Source organism: Fimbriimonadales bacterium (assembly GCA_035559795.1).
Taxonomy (GTDB): Bacteria; Armatimonadota; Fimbriimonadia; order Fimbriimonadales; family ATM1; genus DATMAR01.
The window spans coordinates 623,017-646,069 of the sequence record DATMAR010000003.1; the positions used below are offsets into that span (position 1 = coordinate 623,017).

Here is a 23,053-nt window from a genome sequence, read left to right on the forward strand (position 1 = left end):
GAGTCTGCTAATATCGAAAGATATGATGCCGCGTTCCGTTGCTGTTTTATTAGAGAACTGTTTGGATTACGCAGGAACGTTTCCCCCTGCTCGATTGGATTTGAAAGTGGCGTTCGAGAATTATCTTCGTTATCGAAAAGGAGCAGAAAGAGCGCTCGTGCGTTCTTTCGTTTGCCCTGTTTCGGTATTGAAGGATTTGCCTGAACGTGTCGAATCTGAAGTCGTTCTTTCTGTCATTGGAACGCGTGCAGAAAATTCGATAAAGGAAACCGTAGAGAAGGATTTTGCGTTGTTGAGTGATTTTTCTAAAACTCATTCGAGAGATTATCGGGTTCAATCGTACGAAATCCGAGCGAATTCACCGTTGGAAATCCACGGTTCATGGTTCGAAGACCTTCATCGAATGTTTCCGGGAATTCGAGCCTTCATCGAAATTCCATTCGACGAAACAACGCTTTCAGATTCCTTGAGTGCATTGAAAACTGAAAACTTATTCGGAAAGGTGCGTATTGCAGAACGAGATTCCGTACTCTCCGGCGAGCAATTGGCTCGATGGCTTGTTTTATGCGCCAATCTTCGTTTGCCTTTCAAAGCGACAGCGGGTTTGCATCATCCGATTTATTTGGATGAGAGGGGGACATACAAACATGGCTTTTTAAATCTTTTTTGCGCTGGGACGATTGCGTATTTCGGTGGGGATGAATTCGTCGTAAATTCTATTTTAGAGTGCGGGGATTCTTCCGAATTTCGTTTCTTAGAGGATGCGTTCGAGGTTCTCGGTCATCGAGCGGAGATCTCTCGCATTCGCGAGGCGAGGGAGTGGTTAATTTCTTTCGGTTCCTGTTCCGTTGACGAACCTATCGAAGGGCTCGAAGCGTTGGGATATTGGGAAGCGGCGCATGCAGAAATTCAATAATAATTTAAATCGAAGTGAATCCAACTAATCTTCCTCATCTTCGTTCGTGGGTTCCATATGGTCCCGAATGTGATTTCCCTATTCAGAATTTGCCATACGGTGTATTTTCTCGTCTCGGCGAACATGCGCGCGTAGGTGTGGCAATCGGGGATTATGTTTTGGATTTGAGCGTGCTTTACGATGAGGGGTTGCTTTCCTCAAGGCACGTGCCGCTGAACGTATTCGCTTTACCGCGGTTGAACGAGTTTATGGATTGTGGTCTTTTGGCTTGGAGAGAAACGCGTTCGAGGGTTTCGGAAATTTTGCAAGAGGATAATCCGATTTTGCGCGACGATACGATGCTCCGATTGCGGGCGCTCCTTCCTTTGCATGAGATAAGACTTCATGTGCCCGTTTCGATTTGCGATTACGTAGATTTTTATTCTTGTGAACAACATGCTACGAATGTGGGGAGAATGTTTCGTCCCGAAAACCCGCTTTTGCCGAATTGGAAGTACATGCCCATCGGTTACAACGGTCGTGTGTCGAGTATTGTCGTTTCTGGGACTTCGATTCGCCGTCCTAAGGGGCAAATTAAAACAGGTGACGCCCCTCCGAAATACACAGCGACGAAAAAATTGGATTTCGAAACGGAAGTGGGTTTTTTCACGGGGAAAAGGAGCGAACTCGGAAAACCAATTTCGATAGAGGAGGCGGAGGAATATATTTTCGGTCTCGTTTTGGTGAACGATTGGTCTGCGAGAGATATCCAGCAGTGGGAATATCAACCGTTGGGTCCGTTTTTGTCTAAATCGTTTGCGACTTCGATTAGTCCATGGGTTGTATCTTGGGAGGCGTTGGAGCCGTGGCGAGTGCAAGGACCGAAGCAAGAGCCAAAGCCGCTACCTTATTTGCGTTCGAAAGGGAAATGGGGGCTCGATTTGCAATTGGAAATCGCTTTGAAAACGGCAAAGGCTGCTTCTCCTAAAACGATATCGAAGGTGAATTTCAAAAAGATGTATTGGAATATGGCGCAGCAACTCGCGCACCAAGCATCGAACGGCACGAATATACAAGTCGGAGACCTTTATGCATCGGGAACCGTTTCGGGGGATTTTTGCGATGGGTCGAGCCCCCCACCGGCGACATTGGGATGCTTGCTCGAGTTGACCTGGGGGGGGAAGTTTCCGATTCGCTTGGAAACGGGTGAGAGCCGGACATTTTTAGAAGATGGCGATACGGTAATTATTCGGGGATATTGCTTAGGGGATGGATATCGTATAGGTTTCGGCGAGGTTTCCGGAACGATTCTTCCTGCTTTGTGATTTTCGAGACATTTGTTGCGATGGAAAATGCGTGAAAGTCAGTAATATCAGCAAAGAATGAAAGAACTTCATTTTCGACCTTATCAGCCGAGCGATTTCGAAGAGGTAGCGAATATCTGGTCGGTGGCTTTCAGCGCAGGTCGTCCTTATCGGTTCGGTGAAGAACTCGAAGGGGAAGAATCTAAGATATATGTTGCAGAAAAAGAAAAACGGGTGCTTGCAGCGTTTCGATTACATGAGATGAGGGTTACTCGTGGAGAGAGCGACTTACATTGCGCTGGTGTTGCGGCTGTGGCAGTGGCGATAGAAGCACGAAATACGGGCATCGGCAAGGAAATGTTGCGTTGGTCTCTGCGAGAAATGCAGAAAGCGAATTGGCACATTTCTTCGCTTTATGCTTTTCGAGAAAGTTATTATCGCGCATTCGGGTGGGCATGTGCAGGTAAGAGCATTCGTATTAAGTGCCCGAGTCAATTTCTAAGTAAATTTCAAACCGATTTACTTATTCGCAAGTTTCCATTCGAGAAATGGAAAGAATTAGAGTCTGCATATCTTCCTTTTGCGAGGAAATATTCGGGAATGACTTTACGGACGGCAAAATGGTGGCGGAGATTATTGGAGCACCCCGACAATCCCCCCCTGATCTACGCTATTGGTGAGCCCATTCAGGCTTATGCGGTTTTTCGATTGACGCAGGATTTTTGGGTGGAGCAGCAGATTCTCGAAAGTGCATGGAGCACTCGAGAGGGTTATTTAGGACTGTTAGCTCTGTTCAGCGCGATAGGAGTGAATCGAGAGTCGGTTTCATGGCACGAGCCATCGGATAGCCCTTTCGTTGCAGAAAGCCTGGATACAGGAGTAAGTGTTTCGATGTGGTCACCGACGATGTTTCGCGTTATCGATTTGCCGTCGGCATTTCGCGCATTGAAACCGGACGAGTCGGGTGAGTTTACCTTTCGTGTCTTCGACCCGGAACTTCCGGAGAACGAGGGACCTTGGCATGTGCGCTTCGGCTCGGGATGCGTGGAGATAGAGCGGACGCAGAGTGCGGATGTGGAAATCGAGGGGGGGCGACTTTCTCAGGCGTTTATGGGAGAGCCGTCTTTAGAGGATTTAGTGAGACAGGGAATGGTAAAAGTGCATTCCGAGAATGCTTTAAAACATATGCTTCGTTTACTCCACCCGAAACCGGTTTATTCTTTGGACCGCTTTTAGTGCTTTTTTAATAGTATAACTTTTCTTAGAGATGAGTTCTAACAAGGCTGTCGTACTGCTCAGCGGAGGGATGGATTCCGCTGTGTGTTTAGCCTTAGCCAAAGAAAGGGGCTATCGCACTCATGCTCTTTCTTTTCGCTATGGGCAGCGGCATTCGTATGAACTCGAATGCGCCAAAAGAATTGCGAGTTCTTTAGGAGTCGAAGAACATCGCATCATAGAGATTAACCCGAATGCCTTTGGGGAGTCAGCACTCACTTCTGATATCGAAGTTCCGAAAAACCGTTCACTCGAAGAAATAACAAAAGAGATTCCTGTTACCTATGTCCCTGCGCGTAACACGATTTTTTTAGCCTTCGCTTTGGCATATGCCGAAACGCTCGATGCATCGGATATTTTCATAGGTGTGAATGCTTTGGATTACAGCGGCTATCCTGATTGTCGTCCGGAATATATCGAGGCATTCGAGGCAATGGCGAATCTCGCTACGAAAGCGGCAGTCGAAGGAAAAGTAAAAACGAAGATTCACACACCATTAATACAAATGCACAAGTCGGAAATCGTTCGTGAGGGTTTACGTTTGGGAGTAGATTTTTCTTTAACGAACAGTTGTTACGACCCATCGGAGAGCGGTGAAGCATGCGGGGAGTGCGATTCTTGTTTGCTTCGACTAAAGGGATTTCGTGAAGTGGGGGTACCCGACCCGATAAAATATCGCATACGACGCGCAAGGGTTCGCTGATTTATGGCACGTGTATATTCGGTAAAAGAAATTTATTACACATTACAAGGGGAAGGCGCCAACGCGGGGCGTGCGGCTGTTTTTTTGCGTTTTTCAGGGTGCAATTTATGGAGTGGGCAAGAAGATGATCGCGCCGAAGCAATTTGTTCGTTTTGCGATACGGATTTCGTGGGTACAGACGGACCCGGCGGAGGGAAATTCGTTTCCCCACAAAAGTTGGCAGAAGCAGTTTCCGAGAAATGGAAACAGAAGGGGGGGCGGAAATTCGTGGTATGCACAGGCGGAGAACCGCTTTTGCAACTGGACATTCCGCTCATCCGTGCCCTGCATGAAAAAGGTTTCGAAATCGCCATCGAGACGAACGGGACGATTCCAGCCCCGCCTGGAATCGATTGGATTTGCGTAAGCCCGAAAGCCGAAGCACCTCTTCGCCAAATTTCAGGAGACGAATTGAAATTGGTGTTTCCGCAAGATGGGTTGGACCCAGCGCAGTTCGAAAATCTTTCGTTTAAACATTTCTTTTTGCAGCCGATGGATTGCAAAGATTTGGAGAAAAACATTCAGTTGGCTGTCGAGTATTGTTTGCAGCATCCGCGCTGGCGTTTAAGTTTGCAGATGCATAAATTATTGGGTTTACCGTAAGATGAACTTTGCGATGCAGTTATCTCTATATTTTTCTCGTGCGGTTTCGTATGGCAATCAGTTCTTTCATGACGGAATAAAGGCATTCGTTATAATCCGGCGTTCCGAAGGCATCATGGAGTTTTTTATAAAGGGCGTACAACTCTGCATAGATTTTTGCGTTTTCAGGATTCGGTTCATAGACGAAAGGCTTGACTCCAGCCATCGCCTGTTGCGCTTCGGGAACATTTCGATGCGCCCCCCCGACCACGGCTCCGAAGATTGCAGCGCCTAATGCGCTGCTTTGCGCGGAGCGGCTCACTTTCATGGGACGATTCAAAACGTCGGCATAAATCTGCATGACGAAAGGATTTTTCTCTGCTATTCCTCCGCAACCCACGACCTCTTCGATGGGCACTTCGTATTCTTCGAGTCTTTTGATAATCGTCAATGCGCCGAAAGCAGTGGATTCGACGAGGGCGCGATAGACTTCTGCAGAAGTAGTATGAAGCGTCATGCCTATGAGCAATCCGGAGAGCAGTGGGTCGGCTAAAACGTTGCGATTTCCATGATTCCAATCCAATGCGAGAAGGCCGCTTTCTCCGGGCCGAAGTTTTTCTGCGTTTTCCGATAGTTTTTTATGGGATTCCGAAGGCGTTGCTGCCTCTGGGCAAAGATTCGAAGCGAACCAATTGAAAATATCGCCGACTGCTGCTTGCCCTGCTTCCAAGCCCACCATATCAGGAATTACAGAACCGAAAACGATTCCCGAAATGCCAGGGATATCTCGAAGCGAACCTTGTGAGACGGCAATGTCGCAGGAACTCGTGCCGATGATTTTTACAAGAGTTCCCGGTTTTACACCGGAGCCGACCCCCCCCGCATGTGCGTCGATCGTTCCGACAGCGACGGGGATTCCCGCAGGCAAGCCGACGCGCTTCGCAATCTCTGCGCATAAAGTTCCTGCTGGTTTATCCGAAGGATAGGCTTTTTCGTAAAGCCTTTTCCGTAAGGCAGCGAGAGAAGAGTCGAGAGAGCCGAGGAATTCCTCGTCCGGCAGACCCCCCCATTCTTCGGAGTACATTGCTTTGTGCCCTGCTCCGCATACACTGCGAGCAATATGGAGTGGATTCGTATTGCCGGTGAGAATTCCGGGAATGAAATCGCAGAGTTCTATCCACGAAAAAGCGGCATCGAATACTTCCGGTGCAACCTTTTTGCAGTGCAAGATTTTCGACCAGAACCATTCCGAAGAATACGCCCCCCCGCATTTCGCCAAAAAGGGACGTTTCATTTTTTTTGCGCGTTCGGTAATGCTGGCGGCCTCTTCATGCGCGGTGTGATCTTTCCAAAGCCATGCTTGCGCGGCGAGATTGTCTTTGAAACGTTCTTGAAAGGATAGAGGTATGCCTTGTTCATCCACGGGGATTGGCGTGGAGGCAGTGGTGTCTACACCGATTCCTACGATTTGTTCTGGCTTGATCCCTGCTTTTTTTGCACTCGTTGCGATTTCGGTGAGAACTGCATAAAGCCCGTCTATGTAATCTCGAGGGTTCTGCCTGGCAAGGTTAGGGTCACGAGGGTCAGTGAGAATCCCTGCTTCTCCAGAAGGGTAGTCCCAGACGGCGGTTGCAACTTCTTCGCCTGTTGCCGTGTTTACCAGAATGGCGCGTGTGCTATTCGTGCCGTAGTCAAGACCGATAGAGTAAGTCGTATTGCTCGAATGTTGCATAGACGTCTTTCTAAGCATGATTATGAGCCGAAAGACCTACCTTTGAGGGTACATTTATTACTCTATCCGACCGTATATTAAGGTGAACGCTTGAAACCTACACTGCTCGGAGTAGCGATTGTCCTGATGCTTTCTCGCATGGGGGGCATGCTCTCGCAGTGTGTTTGTTCCGAGGAGAAAAACACTTCGGTTTCTAGCAAATCTGCCTGTCACGCCCAGTCCAAAGCAGACGGGTGTCAATGCTCTGTGCCGAATCACAAGGGCTGCAAGAAGGTCCTTTCCGCTCCAATCGAAGACGTAAGTGTGACGGCATTGCCGAGTTTCACTTGGCCAGAAATGGAAGCGGTATTGCTTTTCGAGACCATCGTGCTTCCTCTTAGTTTCGAGCAGCCATGTGATATTTTCGAACGCGGTCCACCGATTTCATTTTTCGATCAATCTACACACTTCCTGCGCGCACCTCCTCGACTCGCTTAATTTCGGGTAGCCCCCCCGTCTCGTCTTTCCAGATTTTTTGCCCATTTGCACACTTAAGCGAGGTTTAACTATGAAAATTGCATTCGAATTCGTAAAAAAACATTGGTTTACATTGTTGCTTCTTGCAGGAAGCGTTTATTTGGCACGTTGGATTGTCATAACGAAGCGTCCGCCCGGAGCGATGACGCCAATCGAGGCGCAGGCAATGGATATGACTACAATGAAAGCCCCCCCTGGTGTTCACCCTGTCGCTGTGGAAACAGTCGAGTATCAGGAGATTCAAGGGAAAGAAATCTTTCCTGCGACAGTGCAAGCCTACAACGATGAAGAAATCACCGCGCGCATTCAGGGAAGAGTTGCGCAGATTTTTGTATATCCCGGCGATACTGTGCGCCCTGGACAACTCCTCGCCCGCTTGGAAGCGGATGAATATGGAGCGCAATATGCAGAAGCGATTGCGCGAGCGGATGCTTCATCCGGGTGGGTAACGGTTGCTGAGCGGGAAGTCGAGAGGCTTCGAACAGCGAAGAGCCGCGCTCGAGAAGAAGCGAATGCAAAGCAGGCTTTTTTAAATCGCGCACAAGCCGAACGCGAAATGTCGCAAAGCGAACTCGAGCGTGCAAAAGAGGAAGCGAAATCGAAACAGGCTATGATTTCCGAACGCGAGGCGGAACTTATTTACGCTGAGCAAAAATTCGAACGCGATAAAAAACTCTACGAAGGGGGGGCGATTTCCCTAAACGAGTTTCAGGCTTCCCAATCGGAGAGAAAAACAGCCGCGGCGAAATTGGAAAGCGCGAAAGCCGAGGCGCGTGCTGCCGAGCGCATGATTGCCGTAGCGGAAAAGCGATTGAAGGCTGCAGAAGGTTCTTTGGAAGAAGCACGTGCACAACTCGCTTCAGCGAATACGTTCGTAAAAGAAGTCGAAAAGGAATTGCAAAAGGCTCAATCAGAAGTCATCGCGAGGCAACGCGAAAGTATCGCAGAGAGAAAAGGTGCAGGAATGGCTGGTGCATTTTCGAGTTATCGAGAACTACGCGCGCTCGGGAGAGGTGTCGTAAGCGAACGAGTGCTCAGTCCTGGAAGTTTGGTTATGCCTGGTCAGACAGTTTTGCGAATCAAGGTTACAGAAAAAGTTCGTATTCAAGTTCAACTTCCTGAACGTTTGTTGGACGTGGTGCGTGAAGGGACGCCAGTGGAAATCATCAGCAACGGGAATGCACGAAAGGCGTTCATCACCAGTATTTTCGGAGCGGTTCGTCCGGAGACGAGAACATTCACTGCGGAAGCGCTCATAGACAATTCCGAACGCATATACTTCCCGGGTCAATTCGTGGAGGTGGCGGTTGCGAAAGGAAAAAGAATTCATGCGCTTGCTGTTCGTTCATCTGCAGTAAAAACGGACGCGGATGGAAAACGATTCGTGTGGGTGATGGTCGAAAAAGAAGAAAAGAATGGTAAACCGACAGATTGGACATGCACGATGCATCCAGAGGTCAGCGAAAAGGGTCCCGGGATTTGCCCCATATGCAAAATGGACCTCGTTCCGCGAACGCGCACCGGGAAATACATCGCAACGCGTCGTTATGTAACGACAGGGGCTGAGGATGGAAAATACACTGCGATTCTCAGTGGCTTGCAAAAAGGCGATAAAGTGATTTGGGCTGGTCATGAAAACCTCACGGAGGGGGCAGCGGTCGAGGAAACGGAATGGAGCGAGAGCGGTCCGAAAAAACTTCCTATGGGAACAGGGAAGACGACGCATATTCATGGCGCCCCCCCAATGACTTCGGAAAAAGAAAGCATGCGAGAAGAAGAAGCTCATAAAGGACATTGATTGCATGCTGACTAAATACGCTATGACTCAATAAAAGTGAGGGAGTATGTGAACGAAGAAAAACAAGGTTTCAATTTCATACGCTGGTCGGTTGACCATCCCTATGCGATTGCTGCGTTTTATCTTGCGATGTTCGTGTTGGGTGTTTTAGCGATCGGTTATTGGATGCCGAGAAGGTTCATGCCGTATGTAGAGAGTCCGATGATCGGCATAGTCACCGAGATGCCCGGTCTGAGCGCAGAGGAGATGGAGCGATATTTCAGTGCGCCTATCGAACAGCGAATGATTAACATCCCCAACGTTCGCTACATTCGTTCTGTAAGCCAAGACAGTTTCAGCATGGTCACGTTGGAATTTCCTTATGGAACGGATATGCAAAAGGCGCAAACGGAAGTCCAAAGTTTGCTCAATATTGTTCAAGCAGATCTTCCGGCGACGGGTGCGAATTTAAAGCCTTCTTGGATTCTTCGCGTAGACCCGTTGAACCTTCCGGTTTTGACTTTGAGTCTCACGGGCGATGAAAAGATGGGCTGGGACCTCGCCCGTTTGCGTGATTTGGCAGATAACGAAGTGATTAATCGTTTGAAGGCGGCGAGTCGTGATGTATGGACGGTTTCCCCTTTCGGTGGTTATCGCCGACAACTTCAAGTTCGTGTTGACCGTGAAAAACTCGTTGCCTATGGTCTTTCGATTTTGGATGTACGAGATGCGATTGACGAATATAACGTTGCCAAATCTGCTGGCCAAGTAACTAACGAATCACAAGAGCCTATTTTCCGAGTAGACACTTTAGGAACGAGCGCGGAAATCGTCGGTTCTTATCCCATTAAAGCAATTGGTGACCAAGTAGTCAGGGTACGCGATGTTGCAGAAGTGCGAGACACGGTCATCGAGCATCGTTCTGCATATCACCATCTTTACCATGACCCTCGAAATGGCGCGCGTGTTGATAAAGCGATTGCGATTAATGTCTTACAAAACCCCGACGCATCCTCACCTAAAACGATTCAGGCGGTAATGAAGGTTGCAAAAGAATTAGAGAAGGATTATCCGGGAATTCATTTCGAGATTGCGTACGATAATTCCTCGTTCGTGAATGTTCTTTTCAAGAATATGTATGAAGAAATTGTCGTAGCAATCATTTTGACGGGTTTGGCTGTGCTTTTCTTCTTAGGAGAATGGAGGGGGACCATGATTGCGCTCACTGCAATCCCCACCTCGCTCGCTATGTCTTTGTTGGCGATGGCTCCTTTGGGGATGAGTCTCAATTCCAGCACGCTCGTGGGTCTTCTGATTGCAATAGGGCGTCTCGTTGACGACGCGATTATCGATATTCACGCGGTAGAAAGGCACATGCGAATGGGGAAAGACCGTCGTACCGCGACGATTGATGGAATAACGGAAGTTCGTCGCTCTGTTTTTGCGGCGACCATCGTGTTGATTATCGCGCTCGTTCCTCTTTTATTGAGCGGGGGCATCACGCAGTTGATGTTCGTGGGACTTTGTTTTCCGATTATATTCGGTTTGATTTTCAGTTTTATCGTCTCGATGACATTGACCGCTGTTCTTTGTTCAGTTTTCATGCAACTCCCCGAGCAGCGTCCGCAGACGTGGTTTACGAGATTATTTTTACAGCCATTCGAGCGCCGATTGGAAAGATTGGAGCATGCATACGAAAGATTGATTCGTTGGCTTCTTAAGCACCGGTTCGTCAACTTCGTACGAATTGGCATTACCGTTATTTTAGGATTTACGTTTTATTATTTCATCGGTTCTGAAATGATGCCTTTGGGAGACGTGGGACAAGCTAGTCTCCAGATGGAGATGCAGCCGGGAACTTCGTTTGCAGCCACGGAACGTGCCGTTAAGAAACTGGAACAGATTTTGATAGAGGAAGGGGTGAAACAAGGTTGGATAAAACATGCATCTATCGAAATCGGCATGGAAGGCGGACCCGGAATGACAGGGGGGGCTTATTTCACGGGTTATGGAATTACGATGGTGAACGGTGCGAGTGCGATGCTTTCGCTGAGTGACAAGGATAGCGGGCGACCCGATGTTTGGACGATTCTCGACAAGATACACGACCGCGCCATGAAAGAAATTCCCAATATAAGACGTATTCAACTCAAAGAAATGGGAAGCGATGTAATGGCTACTTCGCTTGCCCCTATCGCTCTCATTATTTATGGATACGACCTTGCAATGCTTCATCGGATGGGTAAAGAAGCTCTGAGGATTGCGAAAGAAGATGTGCGAAATCCGGCAACGAACAAAGTGGATATCTATCAGCCTTTTTTGAGTTGGGAAATGACGAAACCGACTTACACTTTGAAAATTGACGAAGAGAAGGCAGCGAGACACGGATTGACCCCTGCGAAGATCGCCGAACAAGCGTATTATGCATTGCGGGGGGGATTTACTAACGAATTTTATCGTTTACCCAATAAAAGAATAACCACAGTGCAAGTTCGCTACAAGGAAGAGCATCGCATGAATGTGGATGATTTGGAAGGAATGTATATCCAAGACATGAATGGCGAAGAAGTGCCGTTACTCGAATTGGTTCGTTTGGAAAAACGCGAAGCACCCACCGCAATCGAGCATGACCAATTGCGAAGAGTCATTGGCATCGGTGGATATTATCGAAAAGAGGGGCGCCCGAGCATGGATGTTACGATGGATTTGCAGATGCGAGCACAAGCGCAATTGAATTGGCCTCCCGGATACGGCATCGAGGCACGCGGCGATATGACGCAGATGATGGATTCCTTTCGCATCATGCTCTATGGATTGTTGATTGCTTTAGTGTTGATGTATTTCGTTTTGGTTGCGCAATTCGGTGGATTTTTACAACCGTTGCAAATGATTTTCAGCCTGCCTCTGGAATTGAGCGGTGTCTTTTTGATGCTTTGGCTGATGCATCAAGCCTTTAGCACCGTTTCTATTCTCGCTGTGATTATTTTGAGCGGCATGGACTTGGTTACCGCGATTTTATTGATAGACCTCATTTTGCATTTTCGCGCAGAAGGGATGCCCAGAAACGACGCGGTTGCAAAGGCGTGCCCTATTCGTTTGCGTCCGATTCTTATGACTTCTTTGATTACGATTCTCGTTATGGCACCCGTTGCGTTCTTCCCGAAGTCGGGTTTAGATGCATATCAACCGATGGGCACGGTCATTATCGGCGGACTCGTTTCCGGGACGATTCTTTCGCTTTTGGATATCCCGATTATGCATACCATCGTGGACGACATCGTGCGTTGGATCAGAGTTCGCTTTTTCAAAGTAGACCCTGCTTCCCTTCCTCCCATCGAAGGAGAAAAACCCAAGGAGTAGGTGCGGATTTCAATGGTATCGAAAAGGTATTGGCACCAACGACAATAAAATTTCATAGATAACTCGAGGGTTTTTCAATGTTTCATGGTTTCCTGCGTTCCATGTATTTTTAATCAAAGGAGAGGGAATTTTTCTATTTGGATTTGCCGATGATAATAAAGTAGGTGCTTAGGGGAGAAGCATATAACTTGAAGTTATTTGTGAGCGTTGCGTTAAGCATCTTTGGAAGTGGAGAAAGTCAGTTCATCTATGCGGAAATCACTTCGCGTTAAAATTCAAGTATTGTTCACGCTCGTGCTCTTTGCATTGGCGACGATCGTTGTCGTTACCATTGCGTTTATTGTAAAAAAGGAAATCGAGGCTCGAATAGAATCCAGCGTAGACAGATGTAGAGAGTATTTGACGAGCACTCTTCACGAAAATAAACTAAGCTTGTTGCGGCAGCTCAGGTTCGCTACAGGGTTATCGGCTTTGGAGGTGAACTTTTTAAACAAAAGTTCCATCTCCATCACAGAATTAAGTCGGTTTATCGTAGAACAATCGGGGGCAGATGGGCTGACGTTTACCGATATCCAAGGCGAAGTAATCGCAAAGGCGGGTGAGGTTACAGAAAAACTCACGATGCAATCCGAAAATCCTGGAGTTTCTATTGCTTTGAGGGGGGGGAGCTGGGCAGGGATAAGGAGTTATCCGTCAGGTTTGTTTTTGGTAGCGACGGTGCCTTATACCGAAGGAAATCGAATTTGCGGAACGATAACAATATATTCAAAGATCGGTTCGGAAATAGCCGAAAGCATCTATAAAATTTTAGGTGTGCATGTCGCGTTCGTAGACGGAAATAAAATCGTGGGCTCCTCGATGCCCATTTCCAGCCCATTGCCGATTCAAAGCGGCGTCTTTCACAAAGTTTTCGATGGGGCAAAAGAATACCTCGGGATTTACTCTTCACTTCCTGATTCATCGTACAACCCTCGAGCTGGATATGTGGCTTTTATCGACGTTGATGAAATTGTGACTCCCTATCGTAATATTTTCTATGCTTTTTTATGTGTCTTCTTGTGCATTCTCGCTATAGGAATGTTGATTTTCGGAAAATGCGCAGGATATATCACGCATTCTTTGGCACGACTCGTGGATGCTGCGTTGACTGTGCAGGAAGGGCGTTGGCCTGAAAAGTTTGAAGTAACGAGGGAAGACGAAATCGGTGTGTTGCAAACGGCGTTCAATGAAATGACGGACTCTTTGCAAGCCTCTCAACAACGACTTTTGGCAATGTCAGATTTAGATCCTCTCACGAATTTGGAGAATCATCGTTGCTTCAAAGAGTCTTTGCAAAGAGAAATCACGCGATGTGATGCATCGAAAGAGACTGCTTCTTTGCTCGTGATAGACGTAGACCGCTTCAACTCGTATAATTCCAATTATGGGCACCATGTGGGAGACGAGGCTTTGAAACTCGTGGCAGAAGTCTTGCGGGAAACCGCGCCTGAATTTGCCACTATCGCGAGATACGGGGGGGAGGAGTTTGCAATTTTACTTCCCCTTTATCATATAAACCAGGCGATGTCGCTGGCAGAAAATATACGAAACAAAGTCAAAGCAGCCTTCTCTGAAAGAGACATCCCTTGTGTAACAGTAAGTATAGGGGGGGCTGAATATCGTGTCAATACCACAGAGCCGGAAGGTTTATTGCTCGCCGCAGAAATTGCGATGAACCGTGCAAAACAACTCGGGCGCGACCGCATCGCTCGTTTCGACCAAGTTCCCGGAGTCAATTCCAGCGCCGACCCTTACCAACTTTTTCTCTACCTTCAAGACGGCTCTTTCGCTGCAATGCAGGCACTCGCCGCCGCTGTAGATGCCAAAGACCATTACACCCAAGGGCACTCCGATAGAGTCGCACGATATGCTGCACATTTCATGCGTTTCATCGGCGCATCAGAGCAGGAAATCGAATTAGCCTATCGAGCAGGCACGCTTCACGATGTCGGAAAAATCGGCGTTCCAGATTCTATCCTGCAAAAGCCAGGACCATTGACAGATGAAGAGCGTGAAGTTATGCAAACGCACACCGTAGTGGGGGAACTCGTCGTCCGTAAGGTCCCGCAACTCGAAGACGTGTTACCAGCTGTGCGTTCCCATCACGAACGTTGGGATGGAAACGGTTATCCCGACAAATTGAAAGGGGAAGAAATTCCGAAAATCGCACGCGTCATCGCCCTTGTGGATGCCTATGACGCGATGACGAGCGAAAGACCCTATCGCAAGGCATTATCGAAAGAAGAAGCCCTACGTGAAATCGAAAAGGCGAGCGGAACACACTTCGACCCAGTCCTCGCTCCGTTATTCGTTGAAATGATACGGCAGTCGGAGATTTCGGAAGAAGAATTCGCTGCGTAGACTGGATTTTAGGATTAAAAATTCTTTTTTTTGTGGTAAGATTATTTCAAATAAAATTCAAAGGGTTCCCTCGTTTAAGGGGAGGGAGCTAGATGTAGGAGGTTTTATAATAATGATTTTGCTTGTCAATCGCGTCGCCCTCCTTTGTTCTGCGGTGATAATGGGAAGCCTCATTCCATCGTTCACTTACGTCTGACCATTTTGTCAACAAGCCACAGGTGTGGCTTTGGGAGAACCCAAGATTATGGGGAATGGTCTTGTGTGGACATGGGTGCATCTCGACAAAGAAAACAAACCTAAAGCAGTCGGCATCTCATTCACGGAGACTGCCCTTACCGGGTTGCCAACGGAAAAACCGGATAACGGTATGGACGGTTATGAATTTACTTTGTCTTTGCCTAAAGAGGCTAGCGTTTTACCTTTTGACCACGTAGCGGTGGATTGGAATCCTAAAGGGCACATTCCTCCAGGAATTTATGACGTTCCTCATTTCGATTTTCATTTTTATATGTGTTCGACCAATGTGAGGAAAAAAATTGTTTTGGATTCGCAAGACATGAAGCGATGCCAAAAACAGCCCCCCGCTGAGTGTTTGCCGGAAGGTTACATCTATGCACCGCAGAGTGAAATTAAATATATGGGGGCGCATTGGGTGGATTTATCTTCACCGGAGTTCAACGGTAAACCCTTTACGCATACATTCATATACGGAAGTTATGACGGCAAGGTCGTGTTTATGGAGCCTATGGTTACGCTGTCTTATCTGCTGACGAAACCGAGTGTTAGCGCTCCGATAAAGCAGCCTCGCAAAGTTCAAAAACAAGGCTTCTATTATCCTTCGAGTTATTCAGTTACATACGACGAGGTGAGAAAAGAATACACGATTGCTCTCGGAGATTTCGTAAAGCGATAATTCCAGATCCTCCCCTTTGTAAAATAAGGGGGGGATCTTCAAATTTTAGTATTGGTTGACTGCAGAGATAAGTTTCGTGATTACGGCTTTCGCATCTCCGAAAACCATACTCGTGTTGTCCATCGTGAAGAGTTCGTTATCCACCCCTGCGAAACCTCGCGCCATAGAACGTTTAATAACAACCACGCTTCTTGCCCGATCCACATCGAGAATCGGCATTCCGTAAATCGGACTATTTTTGTCGTAACGAGCCGCAGGATTTACGACGTCATTCGCACCAACGACCAAAACGACATCCGTTTGCGGGAAAAGAGGATTGATTTCTTCCAAATCGTAGAGCAAATCGTAGGATACATCGGCTTCCGCTAAAAGAACATTCATGTGCCCAGGCATCCTTCCTGCGACGGGGTGTATTGCAAATTTCACATCGATTCCGCGTTCTTGTAACTTCGTGGTCAGTTCTTTTACGACGTGTTGAGCTTGCGCGACTGCCATTCCGTATCCGGGAACAATCACGACGTTTTCCGCATTAGAAAACATGATGGCGACGTCTTCGACGGTGTAGCTTTTGATGCTTTTTCCGGAGGAAAGGGATGTTGCCATCGTTCCTCCTTCCGCGCCGAAAGCGCCAAAAAGAACGTTTTCCAAAGAGCGATTCATCGCAGAGCACATCAAAAAAGTCAAGATGAGACCGCTCGCACCGACGAGTGCCCCCCCTGTAAGTAAGGCAGTGTTTCCTAAGACGAATCCTGCTAAGCCGGCAGCGACTCCGGTGAAAGAGTTGAGAAGAGAGATGACGACCGGCATATCAGCCCCCCCTATTGGAAGCACGAAGAGAATCCCGGTCAGTAAAGCGAGACCAATCATCGCGCAAAAAAGCCAAACCGAAGGAAGTCCCGTCCACAAAACACCGGCGAGAACCACGAGCGAGAAAAGGAGAAATAAATTGCTTTCTCGTTGCCCTTTGTAAGTAAGCGGTCGGGTCGTGATGAGTTCTTGGAGTTTTCCGAAAGCGATTAGACTTCCGGAGAAACTTAACGACCCGATGATTGCGCTGAGCACGGAGGTGATTAGCCCAACCCAAGGGAGGGACATTTCTGCGTTCACTGCGTTTCGGTATTCGCTAAGAGACACTAAGGCGACAGCCCCCCCTCCGACGCCGTTGAAAAGAGCGACCATTTGAGGCATGGCTGTCATTGCGACTCGGCGTGCCGCAACGAATCCGACGATGCTTCCCAGCAGTACTCCGACGACAATCCACTCGTAATGTCGAATCGCTTCGTTCAAAAACGTTACTGCGAGAGCGACTGCCATACCGAGCATGGCGAGCCAATTTCCACGTCTTGCCGTTGCTGGAGAATTCAACAGTTTGAGGGAAAGAATGAAACACAACGCTGCAAAAAGATATCCTGCTTCAATCCATTCTGCGCGAGTCACGATTTACTTTCCTTTTTCGCTGGTCTGCGTTTGAACATTTCCAACATCCTATCGGTAACGGCGAATCCCCCTACCACGTTGAGCGTACCGAAAATAACGGCAATCAAACCGAGGACGATCGAAAGCGGGTCTTCTGCACTTCCTAAAACGATGAGCGCTCCGACGAGAATCACTCCGTGAATCGCGTTCGTCGCCGACATCAACGGGGTGTGTAGAGTGGGGGGGACTTTGGAAATGATTTCTAAACCTACGAAAACAGCGAGGAGAAATATGGTGAGAGCAGTGATGAGCGTCATAAAGTAATTCCTCTTTCCATGGCTAAGCGAGTCGGTTCGTGCATAATTTTTCCTTCGAATGTTACCATTGTGGAACGAGTGATTTCGTCTTCCATGTCGAAATAAAATTGACCGTCTCGAACGAGATGGAGAAGAAATTCCGTAATGTTTTTCGAATACATGATGCTGCTGTGCGTTGCCATTTCGGATGGCAAATTTAGCGGCGCGACGATGGTGATACCATCATGCTGAGTGACTTCACCAGGGGTCGAAAGTTCGCAATTTCCGCCATTAGGAGCGGCGATATCGACGATTACGGAACCTTTCGGCATTAATTTCACCATTTCTTTCGTAAGCAAAACTGGTGCAGGTTTGCCTGGAATCAACGCAGTGGTGATAACGATATCGCATCGCGGCAGTTTCGAGGCGATTAATTCGAGTTCCTTTGCGTAAGTATCGGCAGAGACCTCTTTTGCATATCCGGATGCATCTTCGAGTTCGTCAGCGGTGAGTCCGAGACCGACGAAGCGGGCACCTAAACTTTCGACTTGTTCTTTTACAGCGGGACGCACATCGAACGCTTCTACGGTAGCGCCGAGGCGCTTGCATGTTGCAATGGCTTGCAAGCCCGCAACTCCAGCGCCGATGACAAAGACGTGTGCGGGGGGGAGCGTGCCAGCAGCTGTCATCATCATCGGCAAAAATTTCTGAACTGAATTTGCAGCTATCAAAGCGGCTTTATATCCGGCGACAGCGCTCATCGAACTCAAAGCGTCCATGCTTTGCGCGCGAGAAATGCGAGGCACGAGGTCCATCGCAAATGCGGTGATTCTTTTTTCTGCCAACCGCTTGACCGTTTTCGGGTTGCTCATGGGAAAGATAAAGGAAATCCAGACGCATCCCTCTTTTAGGTTTGCGAGGAGGTCGTGTTCGCTGTCGTCATCGGAAGGACCGGAAACCATAAGCACGCAATCCGCAGAAGAAAACAAAGCACGACGGCTCGTTTCTATGGAAGCGCCCGCTTGAGTATAGTTTTCATCGGAAAAGCCCGCATTTTCCCCTGCTTTCGATTCTATGGATACGGTTAATCCTTTGTTTACGAGAGTTTTGCATCCTTGTGGCACGAGCGCAATTCTTCTTTCGGAAGGGCTCGTTTCTTTGGGTACGGCGATTTTCAAAATTTCTTTCTCCTTAAAGTTTCGCAGAATATTGTACGCAAAATGGTATACTTTTTCAGCACGAGAGGATTAGTGCATTATTCCCAATGCCCACTATAGTCGTCGTGGGTGCCCTGTGGGGCGATGAAGCCAAGGGCAAGATTATAGACGTTCTTGCAAAAAATGCAAACCTGAACGTCCGTTTTTCGGGAGGTAACAACGCAGGGCATACCGTCCAAGTCGGGCAGAAGACTTATAAATTTCATCTCATTCCATCGGGAATTCTTCATCCCCAATGCACTGCGGTGATAGGTTCTGGGATGGTGGTGTGTCCGAAATCCCTACTCGAAGAGTGGAACGCACTTTGTGAGACGGGAGTTTCACTGGGGAAACTCGTCGTTTCGAGAAACGCACATGTGGTTTTTCCCTATCATCGAAAGCAAGAGGAGTTGGAAAATATTCGAACGCGAATCGGCACGACGGGGCGTGGGATCGGGCCTGCTTATGAGGATAAAGCCGCTCGCATCGGAATTCGAATGGGTGATTTCATTGATTCCGATGCCCTTTCGGAAAGACTGAAGGAAGTTTTGGAAAAGAAAAATCGCTTGTTTGCTGGTTTCGGCGAACCGAAAATGTCTATGGAAGAAATTTTAGCGGAATATTCTGGTTATGCCGAGCAAATCGCACCTTTCGTAGGGGGGGCGGAAAACTTGGTGAACGAAGCGGTTCGAAAAGGAAAGAACTTGCTCTTCGAAGGGGCTCAAGGTTTTATGCTCGATTTGGATTACGGGACATATCCTTTCGTTACGAGCAGTTATCCATCTGCAGCGGGTGCATGCATAGGGACGGGACTCCCCCCCAATGCTATCACGAACGTTATCGGGGTTTGCGCCGCATACAGTACTCGAGTAGGCGCAGGTCCTTTCCCTTCGGAATTGAACAATGAAACGGGTGAAAGAATACGCCAACAAGGCAAGGAATTCGGGACGACCACCGGGAGACCTCGCCGTGTAGGCTGGTTGGATTTGGTCGCTTTGAGATTTTCTGCGCGCATTAATGGTTTCAAGAGCCTTGCAGTAACTCGTTTGGATGTGCTTTCCGGGTTTTCTGAAATCGGCTTATGCACCGGCTACGACTTAGACGGTGAACACACGGATGAATTTATTTGCGAGACTCGACAATTACAGCGCGTAGCACCTCGCATCGAGACATTCGATGGTTTCGATGGTGAACTATCTTCGGCGCGTTCCTTGAGCGATTTGCCTTCCGAGGCGCGTGTCTTTTTAAATCGCATCGAAGAATTTCTCGAAATACCGATTTCTATTGTATCGGTAGGACCCGAAAGAGAGCAGACCATTATCGTTCGACCGGATTTGCTTTGGTGAGTGGAACATTTCGATTCCCCTTATTGTAGGAGCGCCGTAAGGCGCGACATTCGAGCGCTTTGGTAAGTGCAAAGTTCTCCTCGATTCTCTCTGTAGGAGCACCGTAAGGCGCGATATCAAAAACTTTGTAAGTGTCGAAGTTTTCTCGCACGAAGTTTCCCGAGGTATCCTTTCGTATGGAGCATTTCTGAAGGTTCTTACGGGAATTGTCGTTCCACAAGACACGTTTTAGAGTTGTAGATGCGCGGCTGTAGCTCAATGGTAGAGCCCCTGCCTTCCAAGCAGGTGACGTGGGTTCGATTCCCATCAGCCGCTCCAATTAGATTAGGGAAGTTGTGAGTTTTATAGGGCGAGAAGCCTCCCTATTTCGTACGTCTTATTGGCTCATCCCAAAGGATGCGAATTCGCGGATGACGATGTCGCGACTTACGGCGCTCCTACAGGATGCGTTATGCTGACCAAACGAAAGGTTCCGCATCCGTGACGACTCGGCTATTTTTTTCTATCGCTTCCAGCAAGTAATCCGGGGGGGTGAAGACAGAGGTATGAAAGCGAGGAGTGTAGTAGCGTGTAGAAACTCCGCGTTCTTTATGTCTTTTTGCAATTTCCGATTCTGTGAGTTGCAATGGGTCGTATTTATTGCTTGCCAATACGAAGCCCCATGCCATCATGAAGGTTGTCATAATGGCGTAATACGGCCGGACGATCGGGAAAACCTCTTTTAGTGTTTGTACACAAGCGGCGAAGCATTCGGGATAAGAAAGATTTGCGCATCCCGCTTGCATTGCGTATACGCCATCCTCGGTCAAACGGTCGCGACAAATCGAAAAGTATTCTTTCGTGAAAAGGTAAATCGCCGGTCCTTCTTCGACGGGGTCTGGCAAATCGCTCAAGATCACATCGAATCGTTCGTCTGTCTCCTCCAAATATTTGCGCGCATCTGTATGTAGGAGAGTGGTGCGCGGGTCGTCGAAGGCACCTCGATGCCATTCCGGCATATGCTTTTTCGTCATTTCGACCAACTCAGCGTCTATGTCCACCATAACCGCTTTGGTAACCGTGTTATGGGAGAGTGCTTCTCGAAGGGTGGCGCCTTCTCCCCCCCCTGCTACGAATACGGTTTTCGGATTGGGATGCAGCGTCATCGCGGGTTGGCTCATACATTCGTGAAAAATGTACTCATCCAAAAGACTGCTTTGGATTTTCCAATCCAAAAACAGCGTTTTCCCGAAGCGGGGAATTTCGACGATTTGATATTCCTGATACTTCGTGTTTCCTGCTGCTAATATTTTTTCTACGGTGAAGGACCATTCGATCGCTTTTGTATGAGTTTCGCTGATGAAAAGCCCTTCACGCTGCGAGAAACGCATTTATTTTTCCACCTCGTTTTGCAATCCTCGACGAACTAAAAGAAAACGGACGCGCTTAGGTTGAAAATGTTTTCTCAGTGCTTCCAGCGCTTGTTCCACTTTTACTGCTTCGCTGCAATAAAACAAATCCACGGCGGCATAGCGATGCTCGGGCCAAGTGTGAATCGTGTAATGAGACTCTTGAATGATTACTGCGCCTGATACGCCGAACGGTTTGAATTCGTGGAAAGAACTCGTAACGACCGTTGCGTTGCTTTTTTCGGCTGCGTCCTCCATTGCTTCTCGCACGGAATCTTCTTGTTCCAATGTTTCTCTTGCGCAGCCGTAGAGTTCGACGAGCAAATGACTTCCCAACGCGGGTTTCATGCGAGGGTCTTCGGGATTTTTGAAATCGTCTCGACTTACCCAATCGCGAAAACGGACAGCGTCGTCGCTTGGAAGCACGAGCCAACCTCGCCCGATGGTTCTGGGACGGAGGGCAGTTGCGTTTTTGATTTTGGAAAACAGCCTGCCAAGCCAAGCGCTAAAGGAGAAAACCCTCGAGGAACCGGCTACTGCCGAAAGGACGAAAAGCCCGATAAAGGCACTTAGTATCGCCATCGCCGACACCCCTTTATTCGGTCACAGAGGCGCCCACGCGCCGACCCAACCCCCGGCATAAAGTCCGGGTTTACGCAAGTTAAGCCATGCTTATACATTTTTGTTTTTTAACGTGGAAGCCGCCCCTGCCGAAAAACCGGGTTCGGCGGCATTTACTTTTTCAGTATACCGTTTTTTATTAACGCAGAAGATTTCGAAAAAGTCTGAAAAAAAGGATTTTTTTCAAGAGGGGTGGAATTAACAAATAGCCCGGGGCGAGTAGCAACCGGGTAACGAAAGACGGGTAATCTTTGCCGTAAGATATTCCGCGGAGTGTGGCTCCGCAGCGTTGCTAAAGCCCCGGGTGGCATGATAATTGCATCACCCGTTGGAGACTTTTTTCGGAGGACTTACTGGGATAAACGGACTTTACTGGTAAAGACCCCAAATCAAGCATAAAAACAGGTGTCCGATGTATTGGGAGATTCAAGTCCCAGAAGGTCAAGACGAAGAGCGTCGAGATGAGCTTCCGTCTTATCTTTCTCGTTTAACCCAAACCCCACTTCTCACTCCAGACGAGGAGAAGAAATTAACTCGACTCGCTCGCACGGGTAACGAGGAGGAGAGGAGAGAGGCGAAGAGGAAACTCGTCGAAGCAAACATGCGCTTGGTCATCAATATCGCCAAGCACTACAAGAATCGCAGCATTCCTTTCGAAGATTTAGTTCAAGAAGGGGCAATCGGTTTGATGAATGCGGTGGAGCGATTCGACCCAGAATTGGGCTATCGCTTTTCGACCTATGCCACCCATTGGATTCGTCAGACGATAGGTCGTGCACTCGATTCGAAAGCGAAAGCAATCCGCGTTCCTTCCCATATTTCGGAAAGCATCCGCAAATTAGAAAAGGAGAGAGCGAAACTTGTTCGACAGTTAGGAAGAGACCCTACAGCCGATGAGTTAGCCGCCGCATTGGGAATTAGTAGGAGGAAATTGCAAGTTCTTTTGCAATCCTCGCAAGACACGGTTTCTTTGGATATCATCATCGGCGATGACGAAGAGACCGATTTGGTTTCTTTGTTGCGAGATGCGAATGCTGCGAACCCCGAGGAGCATTTGCTCACGGAAGAATTGCTCAATTATTTACAGCAAATTCTTCAAGAATTGACGGAAAGAGAACGAAAGGTTATGCAACGCCGGTTGGGTATGGACAGCGACAAAACCGCCACAGCGGAGTTTTCAGAAGAAATGAAAATCTCTAAGGAGCGCATTCGGCAAATCGAAGTACAAACGATTCGTAAACTCCGCGCTTTAGTGCAGCGCTGGAAACTTAGAGATTTTTTTCACGAGTAAAAC

At 48.1% G+C, this 23,053-nt stretch carries 18 protein-coding genes and 1 tRNA gene; 13 read left to right on the forward strand and 6 right to left on the reverse strand.

Going from position 1 to position 23,053, the window contains the following annotated elements; genetic code table 11:
* The first annotated feature begins 22 nt into the window (after positions 1-22).
* Genes VNK96_03530 through queE form a run of 5 tightly spaced genes read left to right on the forward strand, consistent with a single transcriptional unit; the run spans position 23 to position 4,819 of the window.
* Positions 23-916, forward strand: coding sequence for a hypothetical protein (locus tag VNK96_03530; GenBank protein ID HWP30786.1), 894 nt, complete (start codon positions 23-25; stop codon positions 914-916).
* Between the two features lie 14 nt (positions 917-930).
* Positions 931-2,220 (forward strand): fumarylacetoacetase, encoded by a 1,290-nt coding sequence (fahA, locus tag VNK96_03535; protein ID HWP30787.1) that lies wholly within the window; start codon positions 931-933, stop codon positions 2,218-2,220.
* Between the two features lie 57 nt (positions 2,221-2,277).
* Positions 2,278-3,435 (forward strand): GNAT family N-acetyltransferase, encoded by a 1,158-nt coding sequence (locus VNK96_03540; GenBank protein HWP30788.1) that lies wholly within the window; start codon positions 2,278-2,280, stop codon positions 3,433-3,435.
* A 31-nt stretch (positions 3,436-3,466) separates the two neighbouring features.
* Positions 3,467-4,177, forward strand: a complete 711-nt coding sequence (queC, locus tag VNK96_03545) for a 7-cyano-7-deazaguanine synthase QueC (GenBank protein ID HWP30789.1) — start codon at positions 3,467-3,469, stop codon at positions 4,175-4,177.
* Positions 4,178-4,180: 3 nt separating this feature from the next.
* The gene (gene queE / locus VNK96_03550) at positions 4,181-4,819 is read left to right on the forward strand and encodes a 7-carboxy-7-deazaguanine synthase (GenBank protein ID HWP30790.1); all 639 of its coding nucleotides are present in this window, start codon (positions 4,181-4,183) and stop codon (positions 4,817-4,819) included.
* 25 nt (positions 4,820-4,844) lie between these two features.
* Here queE and VNK96_03555 read toward each other — a convergent pair whose 3' ends face one another.
* Complete coding sequence (locus tag VNK96_03555; protein HWP30791.1) at positions 4,845-6,530, reverse strand: ribulokinase; 1,686 nt, start codon at positions 6,528-6,530, stop codon at positions 4,845-4,847.
* Between the two features lie 90 nt (positions 6,531-6,620).
* Between VNK96_03555 and VNK96_03560 the strand changes: the two genes are divergently transcribed.
* From VNK96_03560 to VNK96_03580, 5 genes are all read left to right on the forward strand, one after another.
* Positions 6,621-7,007 (forward strand): hypothetical protein, encoded by a 387-nt coding sequence (locus VNK96_03560; protein ID HWP30792.1) that lies wholly within the window; start codon positions 6,621-6,623, stop codon positions 7,005-7,007.
* 70 nt (positions 7,008-7,077) lie between these two features.
* On the forward strand, positions 7,078-8,844 hold the full coding sequence (locus VNK96_03565) for an efflux RND transporter periplasmic adaptor subunit (protein HWP30793.1): 1,767 nt from the start codon (positions 7,078-7,080) through the stop codon (positions 8,842-8,844).
* Positions 8,845-8,892: 48 nt separating this feature from the next.
* Positions 8,893-12,183 (forward strand): efflux RND transporter permease subunit, encoded by a 3,291-nt coding sequence (locus tag VNK96_03570; protein ID HWP30794.1) that lies wholly within the window; start codon positions 8,893-8,895, stop codon positions 12,181-12,183.
* Between the two features lie 249 nt (positions 12,184-12,432).
* Positions 12,433-14,583, forward strand: coding sequence for an HD domain-containing phosphohydrolase (locus VNK96_03575; protein ID HWP30795.1), 2,151 nt, complete (start codon positions 12,433-12,435; stop codon positions 14,581-14,583).
* A gap of 244 nt (positions 14,584-14,827) precedes the next feature.
* Positions 14,828-15,496, forward strand: coding sequence for a DUF5602 domain-containing protein (locus tag VNK96_03580; GenBank protein ID HWP30796.1), 669 nt, complete (start codon positions 14,828-14,830; stop codon positions 15,494-15,496).
* Positions 15,497-15,541: 45 nt separating this feature from the next.
* Here VNK96_03580 and VNK96_03585 read toward each other — a convergent pair whose 3' ends face one another.
* Genes VNK96_03585 through VNK96_03595 form a run of 3 tightly spaced genes read right to left on the reverse strand, consistent with a single transcriptional unit; the run spans position 15,542 to position 18,386 of the window.
* Positions 15,542-16,933, reverse strand: coding sequence for an NAD(P)(+) transhydrogenase (Re/Si-specific) subunit beta (locus tag VNK96_03585; protein HWP30797.1), 1,392 nt, complete (start codon positions 16,931-16,933; stop codon positions 15,542-15,544).
* Positions 16,930-17,229 (reverse strand): NAD(P) transhydrogenase subunit alpha, encoded by a 300-nt coding sequence (locus VNK96_03590; GenBank protein HWP30798.1) that lies wholly within the window; start codon positions 17,227-17,229, stop codon positions 16,930-16,932. Before VNK96_03590 ends, VNK96_03585 begins: the two co-directional genes overlap by 4 nt.
* On the reverse strand, positions 17,226-18,386 hold the full coding sequence (locus tag VNK96_03595; GenBank protein HWP30799.1) for a Re/Si-specific NAD(P)(+) transhydrogenase subunit alpha: 1,161 nt from the start codon (positions 18,384-18,386) through the stop codon (positions 17,226-17,228). The genes VNK96_03590 and VNK96_03595 overlap by 4 nt, the downstream gene beginning before the upstream one ends.
* 86 nt (positions 18,387-18,472) lie before the next feature.
* Between VNK96_03595 and VNK96_03600 the strand changes: the two genes are divergently transcribed.
* Positions 18,473-19,750, forward strand: coding sequence for an adenylosuccinate synthase (locus VNK96_03600; protein ID HWP30800.1), 1,278 nt, complete (start codon positions 18,473-18,475; stop codon positions 19,748-19,750).
* A 244-nt stretch (positions 19,751-19,994) separates the two neighbouring features.
* A tRNA-Gly gene (locus VNK96_03605) sits at positions 19,995-20,068 on the forward strand.
* 131 nt (positions 20,069-20,199) lie between these two features.
* Here the strand turns inward: VNK96_03605 and speE are convergent.
* Both speE and speD read right to left on the reverse strand, forming a co-directional pair.
* Entirely contained in the window at positions 20,200-21,120 is a 921-nt protein-coding gene (speE, locus tag VNK96_03610; GenBank protein HWP30801.1) for a polyamine aminopropyltransferase, read from the reverse strand.
* Positions 21,121-21,720, reverse strand: a complete 600-nt coding sequence (gene speD, locus VNK96_03615) for an adenosylmethionine decarboxylase (GenBank protein HWP30802.1) — start codon at positions 21,718-21,720, stop codon at positions 21,121-21,123.
* 451 nt (positions 21,721-22,171) lie between these two features.
* Here speD and VNK96_03620 point away from each other — a divergent pair, with 451 nt between their 5' ends.
* Positions 22,172-23,050: an RNA polymerase sigma factor RpoD/SigA gene (locus tag VNK96_03620; GenBank protein ID HWP30803.1), complete on the forward strand. Its 879-nt coding sequence runs from the start codon at positions 22,172-22,174 to the stop codon at positions 23,048-23,050.
* The last annotated feature ends 3 nt before the right edge of the window (positions 23,051-23,053 follow it).